Source organism: Kineosporia rhizophila, assembly GCF_021277265.1.
GTDB lineage: Bacteria > Actinomycetota > Actinomycetes > Actinomycetales > Kineosporiaceae > Kineosporia > Kineosporia rhizophila.
Genome location: NZ_JAJSOH010000032.1, coordinates 1 through 13514, shown reverse-complemented (window position 1 = coordinate 13514; position 13514 = coordinate 1). Strand labels below are relative to the sequence as shown.

The window sequence follows — 13514 nt, the reverse complement described above, 5'->3', positions numbered from 1 at the left end:
CGGCGATCCGCATACTCGTGATCAGCTGCCGTCACGGACGGGCACCGAGTCGGACCTGCGCACCGGGGCCGTACTCCCCCGCACGATGAACTCCACCGCCGGGAGCCGGACCGGCTCCGGCTCCGTGCCCTCGACGATAGCCACCAGGGTGCGGGCACATTCGCGCCCCCAGGCGAACACGTCCTGGCGAACGGTGGTCAGCGGCGGCACGGCGTACGGGGCCAGTGGGATGTCGTCGAACCCGACGACCGACAGGTCCTGCGGCACCCGGAGACCCCTGTCGATGGCGACCGACATTCCCGCGATGGCCATCAGGTCGTTGGCGAAGACGATCGCCGTCGGTGGCTCCGGAAGGTCCAGCAGCTCGTGGGTGGCCCGTGCACCTCCGGCTCCGGTGAAGTCGGCGTCGACCACCGGCCCCTGCGCCAGGCCCAGCGAGGCGAGTTCCTCCGCCCACGCCTGACGCCGCGCCCGTGAGTGCACGTAGCGTTCCGAGCCGGCCACGTGGGCGATCCGCCGGTGCCCCAGGGCCGAGAGATGACGGACGGCGCGCCGGATCCCTGCGGCGTCCTCCATCCCGATGGGCTCAACCGCGCCACTGATCGACGAGGCCGGGCCTACGGGCACGAAAGGCAACTGCAGATCGGCCAGCCGAGTAGGGCGTTCGTCGTCCGTCCGCAGATCGGTCAGGAAGACGCCGTCGACGCGGGCTTCGCGCGCGAACCGCTGATAGGCCTCAGCCTCGCTCTGCTCACTGTCCACGACCTGCAGGACCAGGGCGTAGCTGACGCCGGACAGGCCGCTCTCGACCCCCGCGACGAACTGCGGGAAAAAGGGGTCGGTGCTCAGGAGTTCGGGGTCGCGCCGCATGACCAGGCCCAGGGCCTGGGCCCGGCTGCGGGACAGCGCCCGGGCCCGGGCGTCGGGCCGCCAGCCGAGCTCCTTCGCCGCCTGCAGGATGCGCTCGCGAGCAGCGTCACCGACACCGGCACGACCGTTGAAGACGAAGGAGACCGAGCTCTTGGACACCTTCGCGCGAGCGGCCACGTCTCCGATCGTCACGCGGCGCCCTCGCACCCCTTCGGCCGCGTTCAGGGTGCCGGAATCAGGGTGGACGGCGTCGTCGCTGCCGGGGCGGTTGGTCACGCAGAAGATCCTAGCGCGCTTCTACCCGGCCGTTTAATAAACCCTTTGCGGGCCGCCCAAGTGCTCGCTTGCCCGCACCTCACACTGTTTGACCCCCCATTACAAAACCGGTTTACTAGCCGCTTATTGCTCCTGGGGCCGCGACCGACGGCTCCCACCAGGCGCACCAAGGAACCCGATGGTGAGGAGTGGTCGCGATGATGCGCACCAGCCGGCAGACGCAGACCCGGACGCCAGGAGGCGGTCCCGCACCGGGCAGACCGAACAACACGGTGCGACGGTGGCTGGGCGAGAATCCGCTGGGCCTGGTGCTCAGCGCCCCCTACACCGCCTTCGTCGTGGTGGTGCTCCTGATCCCGTTCGCCTTCGGCGTCTGGATGTCGTTCCACGACTTCTTCTTCACCGCACCCGGTGTCGCCGTGCCGCACCCGTTCGTCGGACTCGAGAACTACTCCGAGGCCCTCAACGATCCGGCGGTACGCCAGGCCTTCGGCAACCTGCTGATCTTCCTACTGATCAATGTGCCACTGACGCTGGTGCTCAGCCTGGCCCTGGCTTGCGGGCTGGACGCGGTGGTGCACTGGAAGGGCTTCTTCCGGGTCGCCTACTACGTCCCCTACGTCACGGCCTCGGTCGCCACGATCGCGGTCTGGATCTTCCTCTTCAACGGCAACGGGGTCGTCAACTCGCTGCTGGGTGACCTCGCACCGACCCCGTCGTGGCTGGCGAACCGCAGCCTGATCATGCCGCTGATCGCCGTGTACGTCTCGTGGAAGAACCTGGGGTTCTTCGTCCTCCTGTACCTGGCCGCGCTGCAGAACGTTCCCAGGGAACTGCACGAGGCGGCCCAGCTCGACGGGGCCGGCCGGTGGCGCCGTTTCCGTTCGGTCACGCTGCCCGGTGTCCGGCCCGTCACCTCACTCGTGGTGCTGCTCACGATCATCACCACGGGCCAGATCTTCACCGAGCCCTACCTGCTCACCGGCGGCGGTCCTGACGGCGCCTCGATGACCCCGGCGCTCCTGATGTACCAGAAGGGCATCCAGCAGGGTCAGCCCGACATCGCCGCTGCCATCGGCATGGTCCTCGTCGTCACGGTGCTGATCCTCTCGCTGGTCGCCCGGCGCGTCACCGAAGGGAAGAACTCATGAGCACGACGAGCACGCCCGCCGCCACCCGCCCCACTACCCGCCCTGCAACCCGCCCTGCAGCACGACCGCGCGCAGCGCGCCTGCTGCGAGGCCTTCGCTTCGCGCTGCTGATGCTCGGCGCGCTGACCGCGCTCGTGCCCTTCTTCTACATGATCGTCGGAGCCCTGCAGCGCGAGCGCGACACCAGCCTGCAGGGCATGCTCCCGCTGCCCGGGAAGCTGACCCTCGACAACTTCGCCGAGGTCAACGAGTCCATCAGTCTGGGCCGGTCCCTGCTGAACTCGCTCGTCATCACGGCCGGTGTGGTGGGCTGCACCCTCGTGCTCGGACTGCTCGTCGGCTACGCGCTGGCCGTGCTCTCGTTCCGTGGGCGCGGTCTGGTCTTCGCGCTGGTGCTGCTCGTGCAGGCCATTCCGTTCCAGCTGCTCATGGTGCCGCTGTACGTGATGGTGGTGCGCTACTTCGGTCTTGCCGACACCTACATCGGCATGATGCTGCCGTTCGCCATCAACTCCGTCGCCGTGCTGATCTTCCGGCAGTACTTCCTGCAGATTCCGCGGGAGATCTTCGATGCGGCCCGGGTCGACGGGGCGAGCGAGCTGCGCATCCTGGTCTCGATCGCTGTGCCGCTCGTTCGCCCGGCTGTCCTGACCGCCATGCTCGTCACCTTCATCGGGCCGTGGAACGAGTTCCTCTGGCCCTTCCTGGTGACGAAGGAAGCCGAGCTGCAGCCCCTGGCCGTCAGCCTCGCGAACTTCTCGCAGTCGAACGGGACCTTCGTCGACAACCCGATGGGGGCCGTTCTGGCCGGCGCCTGCGTGCTGGCGGTGCCGGTGGTCGTGCTCTTCCTGCTCTTCCAGCGACACTTCACCTCCGCGAACCTCGGATCGGCGATCAAGGGCTGAGGGCCCTGACTCGCCGTGCCTTCCGAGGTTGCCCCGAATGTAAAGGCTCTGGCCATGAATCACGACACGACCGTTCCTTACTCCCTGCGCCGGCTCGGAACCCTGATGACGGCCGAGCCCGGCCATCCGCTGGAGGTCGAGGGGGTCCTGAATCCCGGTACCGCATGGGGCCCGGACGGACAGCTCTACCTCTACCCACGGATCGTGGCGCAGGGCAACGTGTCCCGGATCGCCCGCACCCGGGTGATCGTCCAGGACGGTGTACCGGTCGGGATCGAACGGCTGGGTGTCGTGCTGGCACCTGATGAGGGCTGGGAGCACGGGCGTCAGAACGCCGGCGTCGAGGACCCTCGGATCACCTTCGTCGAGGCGCTCGGCTACCACGTGATGACCTACGTCGCCTACGGCCCGCTGGGCCCGAAGCCGGCTCTGGCCATCTCGCACGACACCGTGAACTGGCGCAGGCTCGGGCCGCTGCACTTCGCCTACCAGCCCGAACTCGACACCGATCTGAACCTCTTTCCCAACAAGGACATCGTGTTCTTCCCCGAGCCGGTCACCGGCCCCGACGGACGGGCCGCGATCGCGCTGCTGCACCGCCCGATGTGGGATCTCGACTGGCTGCGCCCCGGAGAAGGCGCCCGCCCCCCGGCCGGGATCGACGACGACCGCCCGTCCATCTGGATCGGCTACATCGATCTGGAAGCCAGCCGGCGCACCCCGGCCGCACTGACCACCGTGCACAGCTCGTCCATGATCGTGGCGCCGGAAATGGCCTACGAGACAGCCAAGATCGGCGCCGGGCCGGCTCCGCTGCGGGTGCCCGAGGGATGGCTCATCCTGCACCACGGAGTCTCCGGTGCCGTTCCCAAGGGTTTCGAGCTGGCTCACGGATCGAAGTACGCCGCCGGGGCGATCCTGCTGGACGCTGACGACCCCCGTCAGGTGATCGGCCGGACCGCAGAACCACTGCTCGAACCGGAGACCACGGACGAACTGCACGGCACCCTGGGCAATGTCGTCTTCCCGACCGCGATCGAGAAGATCGGCGATCGGCACTTCGTGTTCTACGGCATGGCCGACTCCTCGATCGGCGTCGCCGAGCTGGAGAGAATCTAGGACAGACGCCAGAAGCGGCGGCCGGGAAACCGGCCGCCGCTTCTGCGTTTGGACTCTGGTGGGGCTCAGTCAGCCACCAACACCTCACAGCGGCCCACTTCCTGCCCGTTCGCATGGGTCAGCAGGACCGTGGTCCTTCCTGCGGCACCCGAGCCGCGACGCAGGTCCACCTCGATGCGGCCTGAACCGTCAAGGCGGGCCTTCCCCTTCACCTCTGCCACGTCCTCATCCAGCGAGTAGGCCGAGACCACATCGCCCTTCTCGGACGGGGTGATGCTCGCCGTCAGCGTCGCGGTGCCCTGACGCGGGACCTCGACCGGCTTGCCTGCGCAGGTGATGGTGTATCCGCCGTAGAGCTCGAACTCGTAGATCGACAGCCCGTACCGGGTGACCGGCAGCCCGATGACGCGCACGTAGCGAAGCTTCGTGGGCGTCAGGTCGACGGCGTTCCGCAGCTCGTCCGAGGTCTTCTGGACCCGGGCCAGCTGCTCCCAGGCCCGGCCGTCCGGTGAGCCCTCGATCCGGTAGTCGTTCGCGGTCGCCGCCTCCCAGGAGACCACGGCCTGGCTCACCTGCTGGGCACTACCCAGATCAACCTGGAGCCAGCGTTCCGTGGTGTAGGGCGCGTCCTGCCTCAGCGACGCCCAGCGGGTCCCCGGGAGCCCGTCGTTGGCGTACGCGGTCTGGATGTCCTGATGGGCGAACGTGGAGTCCGCCGTGATCGGCCGGCCGAGAGCAAGGTTCGCCCGGCCTGCCGGCGCGGTAGCCGATCCTGCCTCGGCATGCTCATAGACCTCCAGCTCCCACAGGGACACCCCGTAGCGGGTCGTACTGCGCTGGCGGGTCTGCACGCGAACGAAGCGGGCCTGCTCCTGCAGCTTGACCGCATCCAGCGCCCCGTCGCTGCCCGTCCCCGTCGTTCGGTAGGCATCCCGCCAGTCCTTGCCGTCGTCCGAGACCTGAACGCTGTACTGCCGGGCGAACGATGCCTCCCAGGCCAGCCGGACCGCACCCACCGGCCGGACAGAACCCAGATCGACCTGGATCCAGGAGGTGTCGGTGTTGTTGGCGCTCCAGCGCGTCGTCTGGTTCCCGTCCGCGACCGCGGCCGGCGTCGTACCTCCCGAGGCCGTGACGGTTCCCCCGATGGCCAGGTTCGCGCTCGAGCGGACGGCGAACTCCCGGACCCAGTAGCCGTTGGCCTTCCCGTCCAGCATCAGGATCCGGACGAAAGCCGCTTCGACCGGGCCCAGATCGATCTTCTCCTGATTCCCCGTACCGTTCTGCACCAGGCGCTGGTCGGTCCACGCCGTTCCGTCCAGCGACGTCTGAACCAGATACGTGGCGGCGGGCTTGGACCCCCAGTCGATGTCGACCCCGGTGACCAGGCGACCACCGCCGATCGTCGCGGCCAACCACGCCGTGGCGGTCTTTCCCGAACGCCAGACGGTCTTGGGACTTCCGTCCCCCGCCAGGGCCGCGGGATGCCCGTCGGCCGAATCGCTTGCGGAGTACAGCGACTGACCCCCATCTGCGGGCGACAACGGCGCCGTGACCGTCTTGCCGAGGTTGGCCCCCGTACCCAGGACGAACGTGCCCTGGGCGTCGACCCTCTCCCCCGAGACGAGTGCGACCTGGACGATGGCGTTCGGCCGATCGGGACTGGCCACGCTCACCACCGGCTCGGCCCCCGACTCGTCCAGGATGAGAATGCTCGGACCGCTCACCCGCAGCCTGCGTCCATCTCCCAGGTCCAGATCGCCGGCCCGGAAGAAGGTCGCCATGGTCCGCTGCAGCCCGGCGTGACGCACCGCCTGTACGTCGGTGGTGTTGCTGAGCACCTGGACGGCAGGCTTGGCGGCGTACGCCGCGACCTCCTGCGGCTTCTTGGCGGGCAACACGATGTACTCGTAGCCCGCGCCTTTCGGCTGCACCCCGTGATCGAAGTGCAGCGTGAACGCCTGAGCCTCGACCGGCTCCCCGTTCAGCCAGCTGCCGGTCTGCGTCGCGTTCGTGACCTGCACGTCCTGGCCGGAGGGGAAGACGTAGCCGACCTCGTCGTTGTAGGCCCACTGCGGATCGGCCACGCTCTGGTCCGAGACGCCCGCGGCGACAGACCGGCCGTCGATGCTCGCGTTGCTCTTGGCGGCAGCCTGGTTGACCACAGAGTGCACCGGGGACGCGCTGGTCGATTCGATACCTGTTCCGAGCGCCACCATCTCGTCGTCGAACGAGAAGTAGCTCTTGAGTCCCCGGGTGGCGGCCCGGTCGAGGGTGTGCACGCTCGCCCCGTAGCGGCCGTCCGAGACGCCTCCGGTGAAGCTGCCACCGTTGCTCGTGCGCCCGGCGGGCCCGGTCGTGGAGTCCTTGACGTACGGGGCGGTCACCCCGGGGTAGTGGAACCAGTCGAACGCCGGACCCAGATCCAGATACTCGCGATTGTTGACCTGGATCGCGGTCGCACCCGCAGAACTCCACGCGATCTCGTTGCCGACCTTCGGGCGGATGGTCGAACGGTACTCGCTGCCGACGGTACGGCTGGAGTTGAGACGGGTGAAGATGCCGTACTCCTCGCGCAGGTGCGAGGAGAACTCCGAGCGCCAGAAGTAGCGGTTACCCGTGACGCCGTTGCCCCGTGTCCTGCCCCGGATGCTGTCGGCGAGCTCCCGGTACGCCGTGGCGTAGAGGGAGTCGGTGCGCGCCATCTGGTCCAGAGGGTCGAGGAACTCTGCCGCGTACCCGGTGACCCCGTCCACCGTCTTGGGCGGACGATAGCCGAGGTACAGCATGCCCACCTCACCGCGGATCATCCAGCGGGTGCCGGAGACGATGTAGAAGGCGATGGCGTCCAGCTGGGCCCTGGTGAAGGCCAGGTCAGTGCTGCGGGCGGCGTCGGCCCAGATCGCGATGTTCGCGAACAGGGCCATGCCGTAGCCCTCGCTGTACAACTGTGCCCCGTGCGCCCAGAAGCTGGCGTCCGGCTGCACGGCCTCCTGCACCGTCCCGCTGTTGTCGACCTCGACGGTCTTCACCATGGTCGCGAATCCGGTGCGGATGTCGCCGATGTCGGCCTTCGCGACCGCTTCGAACAGGTAGTTGGTGGTACGCCAGGCGCCGTTGGCGCCCACCGGATCGAGCCTGCCGGTGTTGTGCTCGAACGCCGCCTGCAGCGCCGGTCCGGAAAGGACATCGCCCAGGAAGACGCCGATGCGGCCCATCGCCATCGACTCGCCGACCTCGGTCTCCCACCAGTTCTCGTTGCCCGGATCCACGGTGTCCCAGTGGACCAGAGCTCGCTCGAGCGCGGTGACCAGGGCAGGGTCCTCGAAACCGGCGGTCTCAGGGTCGCGGTAGGCCTGCGCCATCGCCAGCATCCGGTAGAGCGCGATGTACGACGACCAGGTCCTGCCGTTGGCCGAGCTGGTGCGATCGGCGTAGTCGACGTCCGGCCAGGAGCCGTCCGTCTCCTGACTGGCCACGTAGTCCAGCGCCTCGGACGATCGGGCGAGGTAGACGCCGTTGGCGATGATGACCTCGTCGCCCTGCTCCAGGTAGTACTCCTGCAGACGGTCGATGACGACGGCCACGTCGGCTTCGTCGGCAGCTGCGGCGGTTGCGGTCGGCGCGGTGGTGAGGGCGCCGACGCCCACCATCAGCGCGAGAGTGAAGGCGAGAACGCCCCGGGCTCGTTTCATGTGCGGCTCCCTTGCCGGTTTGCACGCTGTGGATCATGAGGAGGCCCGCCGTCCCGGGCGGTGACGCGACGGGCGCAAACGACAGGGCCCCGGGCACGCACCTCAGTGCATGTCCCGGGGCCTGTGAATCAGTCCTTGCCGGCCAGGTCGTTGATCTCTTCCGCCGCCGAGTTCATCGTGCCGGCCAGATCGCCCTCGCCGGACATCACCGCTCCGCTCCAGGCATCGCGGAAGGTCTGCCAGATCTCGGTGGCGTTCGGGATGTTCGGCACGTCGACCGTACGTGCGACTTCCTCCGAGAAGGTCGCCAGGACGGGGTTCTCGGCCAGGTAGTCGGCCGCCACCTCGCTGATGTCCGTGCGGATGGGGAACTGGCCGGTGGTCTCGAGCAGCGCGTTGTCGTTCCCCGCGTCCATCGAGAACTTCACGAACTCCCAGGCGGTCTGCTGGTTCTCGCACGAGCTGTAGAGCCCGACGTTCTTGGAGTCACCGAACGTGTAGGTCTCGTTCTCCGGGACGCCGTCGGCGGTCGGCAGCGGAACGACGCCGTAGTCGACCTTGCCGTCGAACTGCGCGGCGCCCCACGGCCCGGCGATACCCATGGCCGCCACCCCGTCGGCGAAAGGGCCCGCCCAGGCATCGCCGCTGTAGGCCTCGGGCGAGGAGAACCCCTCGCTGTAGAGCGTCTTCCAGAACTCGAGCGTCTCGAGCCCCTCCGGACTCGTGAACGTCGCGCTCCCGTCCTTGACCAGCTGCGTACCACCGGTGTTGGCCAGATAGAGCGGGTAGAAGTCGAAGAGGGAGTTCGTGTAGTCGCTCGAGGCCGGCGGGTACAGGGCGAAGTCGGCCGCACCGGAGGTCTTGATGGCCGAGGCCGCCGCGAGCACGTCGTCGTAGGTCGACAGGCTCGGCTTCTCGGGGTCCAGACCGGCCTTGGCGAAGGCCTCCTTGCTGTAGTACAGCATGAAGGGATTCGCCTTCCAGGGGACCTGGTACAGGTCGCCGTCCGGAGAGCGGAACCCGTCGGCCGCGTCACCCGAGCGACTGGTGATGAACGACTCCGCGTCATCAAAGGTCTTGGAGAGGTTGACCAGCCCGCCCTGCTTCTGGAACGCCGGCACCGCGGCAGGGGCGGTGTTGTACACCAGGCACGGCGTGTTCCCAGCGGTGATCGCCGCCGCGATCGCGTCCTCCGAGGACTTGCCGGCCGGAATGGCCTCGGCCTTCACCTGCGCGTCCGGGTGCTCGGCGTTCCATGCCTTGACCACCTCCTCGCCCCAGGCGATCTCCTGCTCGTTGGTGGAGTACCAGATACTGATCGGCCCGGTGGTCGGTTCCGATCCGCCACCCCCGCTGGACCCGCATGCTGCCAGCGGCAGCGTGATCGCAGCCAACATGACGGCTCCTGCGTAACGCTTCATTGCGCACTGCTCCTTGGTTCCGGCGCCCCCTCGGAGCGTCCCGATGTTGCTGTGACGGCCACCATCCGCATCCCGCGGTCGCGCTGCCACGAGCCAGACCCTCGCAGCGCGGCCAGTTCGCCACCCCGCGGAACCGCGACGTGTGCAGACGAAGTAGGTGAGGCGAGTAAACCGGTTTGGCTAAACGCTGTCAAGAAGTCGCGCGGCCAGCCACGGAAATGGTCTTCGGACCCCTTGTAATGCCGGTTTGCCAAATCCGCGGCAACTAAACTCAACTAAACACTAGAAGGAGGGTCCAGGTTCGAGGTCGCCCCCAGCGGTGACGGAGCCGGGCAAGGGGGACAGACCCGCTCGCGGGCGCCTCCAGGCCGCGCGATCTGGCCGAACTACATCCGGGAACAAGCTCTCCTGCGCCGAACCCGTCAGGATCCAGATGCGTGCGCTCATCGGCGACAGCTCCCGTACCGCTACCGGCCCCCACGGCCCGGAACGCCCGACCGCGGTGGGACAGCAGGCCGATCACACGCCGGCGCTGACGCGCCGTCCCCCGACCAATGGCTAAGGATCGAGGGCACCTGGGTGCCTGAGGACCCTTCCCTACCCGCCGTCAGCCGGCTACCGCAGAGCGATGCCCCCCAGGTGGTCACGGCCACGAACCCACGGAACCTTACGGGTGGAGTCAGCCGTCCAGGCTGTTACGCAACAACTAGGGGGCCTCCCGTAGAGAGGGCCCGTACCAGGTCAGATGGCGCCCGCTGACCAGAGCGCACGCAAGCGGCGCGAAGTCGGGGGGGCCGTCCTCAGCGGTGAAGGCATACGGTTCGTCCGGCAGCACCACCAGATCTGCCCCGCACGAGCGCAACTCATTCAGCCCGACCTTGGGGTAGCGCTCCGGATGATCGGCGTACACGTTGTCGACCCCCAGGCGAGCCAGGACGTCACCGGTGAAGGTGTCGCGCCCGACCACCATCCACGGCCGACGCCAGATCGGGATGATCGCCGAGCGCCGCGCCTGACCCGTCGCCGGCAACCGCCACTGTCGTTCGGCATCGCTCAGCCAACCCGGAACGCCGAGACCACAGGCCACGGCGAGCATCTCCCTCAGGCTCGTGAATGCCTCGGGGACTGTGCGTATGCGGGTGACCCACACGGACAGACCTGCCTCGCGCATCGCCTGCAGGTCAGCCGGGCGGTTCTCCTCCTCGTTGGCCAGCACCACATCCGGACGCAGGTCGACGATGCGCTGCAGATCGGGGTTCTTCGTGCCCCGCACCCGCGTCACGTCCAGATCCGGTGGCTACGTGCACCAGTCGGTCGCACCGACCAGCAGGTCCGGGGCCGAGGCCGCGACGCTTTCGGTCAGCGAAGGTACGAGAGACACCACCCGGCGCGTAACGGTCACGCAGACCAGTCAGCCACTCGGACCGGCACAGCGCACCAGCTTCGCCGATCGGCCGGTCTCGGGTTCCACCTTGATCGGCAGGCATGTACAAGAACACCGTGGTGTGCAACGGCGTGGGCATCGCCGTCCCACACCCCGGACCTATGTCGGTATTCCTCGAGAATCACGAATGGCCTCGCGCCGAGCCATCGATGGGAGCGGCGGACCTGGGCCTCCCGGAAACGGCGCCGGTCCTCGTCCGTCTCCGGGGCCAGGGGGCAACAGCACGAGGACGGCTGTCCTCGTCGATCGCAACCATCACCACGTAGGCCGGGGCGACGTGTACGGGTGGCACGGAGCGCAGGGGGTGCCGAGATCGTCGCGTCGGGGGGAACAATGATGCAGTTCGTGACCACGCGGCGCCCGCAGTTCGGGCCGGACGCCTTGGACCTGGCGTATCAGCAACTGTCTCTGTCCTCGAGTATCGGTCTCCCCGAGATCGACCTGGCCCGGATTCTGTCTCACGTCGATACGTGGTTCCTTCATGATCGTCCCTGAACAACCGGCTTGGGCAGATCGCGTTCCTCGAAGCCCGTCACTCCGGCTGATATGGTGCGGATTTCCTGACGGGCACCCGCTGGGTAGCTATGCAGGGCCCTGCCAAGTCCGTGGGGCAGCTCGCAGATGCGTAGATTGATCGCGACCCAGGGAAACAGCTATGGCATTGCCGGATCGATCTCAGAGAATTACCGAGAACCTCCTGGTCTCCTTCGACGTGGACTGCGGCGAGCTCGTGCCGGGGCACCATTTCATAGCACGCGGGCTGAGCGATCAGGGCTTCTCGCGGGACGACTTCACCGACTCAGACCCTGCGGGGCGCGAGGAATACCGGATGACGTGCCTGGAGTACGAACTGGTCCCAGGTCTCACGCCTGAAGAGGTTGCGGCGGGCCACGTTGGGTACCAGGCCATTGACGCTGCCTACGCTGCAGATGTCCCTCCGTCTTGGGATACCGGTGATTCCCGCAGCGGGCCAGGGTCTCTCTACAAGGCGACCGGTGGCCCCAGCACGGAGGGGCAATGCGGCCCACATCCCCTCCCCCAAGAAGCTCAGCGTGTCTCATTCACGCTCTTTCCCATCACTCGCGAAGGTATAGCCAAGGGGCGTCGCGCCGCAGTGGACGAGCCTGCGGGAACACTCGCCATCGACCTCATTGCGAAGAGTGCTGTTTGGCAAGCCCGGAACTAGTGGCAGCCAGCCGCGCCGGTGAGCCTGTCAACGGCCATGCGTTTCAACTACGCTCGGATTGAGCAGGAGATGCGTATCGAACATTCGCGGCACTGGAGTGTGGTCGTTGGAGTCGTTCAAGCACCTTGGACCGTTCAGTGATCTGGTGAGTTTCAGCGAGACCGCCCGGGCTCACTCCTCACTGCCGGCGCACTCCCTGACTCCCGCCCGGGTACGTGAGTTGCTCGGCGTGGACCTCGATCCGCAGCCTCGCGATGTCCAGGTGCACGGGCGTTGGACGAGCGAGGGCGTGGACGGCGAGGAGGTGTCGTGGTCGGTCGGCTACGGCCCGCGCACCCAGGCCTGGGTGCTGCGACCGGCCGGCCACGAGGGCGCGCTGCCGGGGGTGCTGACGCTTCACGGGCACGATGCGTTCAAGTGGAACGGCAAGGAGAAGATCGCCGACGGCCCCGGTGAGAGCTCACCAGAGCTGACCACCCTGCGTCAGAAGTTCTACGGCGGGCGAGCCTACGCGAACGAACTGGCCCGGCGGGGATTCACGGTGCTGGTGCACGACGCAACGCTGTGGGGTTCCCGGCGCTTCCCCGCCGATGACATGCCCGAGCAGGGCTCCACGCCCCCGGAAGACCGCTGGATCGCCCCGGAATCCGAGGGGGACGCTACGGATGTGCAGTGGTACAACCGCCTGGCGGCTCGCCATGAACATGTGGTGGCCAAGTACTGCACCCTGCTCGGGATCAGCTTGGCCGGCCTGGTCAACTACGAGGACCGGATCGCCGCCGAGTATCTCGCCGGACGTCCCGACGTACGAGACGGTGGCCTGGGGTGCATGGGGTTCTCCGGGGGCGGGTGCCGGACGGCTCTGCTGCAGGCGACGTCCGAGCAGGTCAAGGCTGCAGTCGTCACCGGGATGATGTCGACCTACCGAGGGCTGCTCGATGCTCATGTCGCCACCCATACCTGGATGCTGTTCCCTCCCGCCCTGACCGCCGTCGCCGACTGGCCCGATGTCGCTGCGACCCGGGCCCCTTCGCCGTTGCTGGTCCAGTATTCGCTCGACGACTCGCTCTTCTCCGTGCCCGGAATGCGAGCGGCCCACGAGCGGCTGCAGCACCTCTACGAGAACGCCGGCGCGCGAGACGCTTACGTGGGCCAGTTCTTCCCGGGGCCGCACCGGTTCGACGTGGCCATGCAGGAAGCCGCCTTCGAGCAGCTCGACAGATGGCTGGCGGGCGTCTAGTCGTCTCCGTTGAGAACGAGCGGTGACTGAACCTTCGGCTCGTTCCTGGTCCGGAAGGTCTTTTCGATGCCGATCCCCGCATGTTCTTGCCGTTCGCGAGCGGCGGTCAGGACGGTGAGGGCGACGGTGAGCTGGGTTTTCGATAGCGTCTGAACCGACGATCCCTCGTCGACGGTTACGGGAGCCGGCGCCCGGCGTCATCAAGAC

General features: G+C 67.6%; 7 protein-coding genes and 1 pseudogene. 4 read left to right on the top strand and 4 right to left on the bottom strand.

The annotated features are described in order from the left end of the window. Positions 1-21: 21 nt before the first annotated feature. Positions 22-1077 carry a LacI family DNA-binding transcriptional regulator gene (locus tag LWF15_RS30540; RefSeq protein ID WP_408624359.1) on the bottom strand — a complete coding sequence of 352 codons (1056 nt, stop codon included), beginning with the start codon at positions 1075-1077 and terminating at the stop codon, positions 22-24. 266 nt (positions 1078-1343) lie between these two features. On the opposite strand from LWF15_RS30540, the gene LWF15_RS30535 reads away from it, so the two are divergent. The 3 genes from LWF15_RS30535 (at position 1344) to LWF15_RS30525 (ending at position 4321) form a co-directional block, all read left to right on the top strand. Further along, a complete protein-coding gene (locus LWF15_RS30535) occupies positions 1344-2297 on the top strand; it encodes a carbohydrate ABC transporter permease (RefSeq protein WP_232814440.1) in 954 nt (317 codons plus the stop codon). Positions 2298-2407: 110 nt separating this feature from the next. Continuing rightward, the gene (locus LWF15_RS30530; RefSeq protein ID WP_408624357.1) at positions 2408-3202 is read left to right on the top strand and encodes a carbohydrate ABC transporter permease; all 795 of its coding nucleotides are present in this window, start codon (positions 2408-2410) and stop codon (positions 3200-3202) included. Positions 3203-3256: 54 nt separating this feature from the next. Further along, the gene (locus tag LWF15_RS30525) at positions 3257-4321 is read left to right on the top strand and encodes a glycoside hydrolase family 130 protein (RefSeq protein WP_232814438.1); all 1065 of its coding nucleotides are present in this window, start codon (positions 3257-3259) and stop codon (positions 4319-4321) included. A 65-nt stretch (positions 4322-4386) separates the two neighbouring features. Here LWF15_RS30525 and LWF15_RS30520 read toward each other — a convergent pair whose 3' ends face one another. The 3 genes and pseudogenes from LWF15_RS30520 to LWF15_RS30510 form a co-directional block, all read right to left on the bottom strand. Further along, positions 4387-8016, bottom strand: a complete 3630-nt coding sequence (locus LWF15_RS30520) for a discoidin domain-containing protein (RefSeq protein WP_232814437.1) — start codon at positions 8014-8016, stop codon at positions 4387-4389. A 128-nt stretch (positions 8017-8144) separates the two neighbouring features. After that, entirely contained in the window at positions 8145-9413 is a 1269-nt protein-coding gene (locus tag LWF15_RS30515; protein ID WP_232814436.1) for an extracellular solute-binding protein, read from the bottom strand. 730 nt (positions 9414-10143) lie between these two features. Continuing rightward, positions 10144-10848, bottom strand: a pseudogene (locus LWF15_RS30510) (helical backbone metal receptor). A 1364-nt stretch (positions 10849-12212) separates the two neighbouring features. On the opposite strand from LWF15_RS30510, the gene LWF15_RS30505 reads away from it, so the two are divergent. Beyond that, positions 12213-13307, top strand: coding sequence for an alpha/beta hydrolase family protein (locus LWF15_RS30505; protein ID WP_232814435.1), 1095 nt, complete (start codon positions 12213-12215; stop codon positions 13305-13307). The last annotated feature ends 207 nt before the right edge of the window (positions 13308-13514 follow it).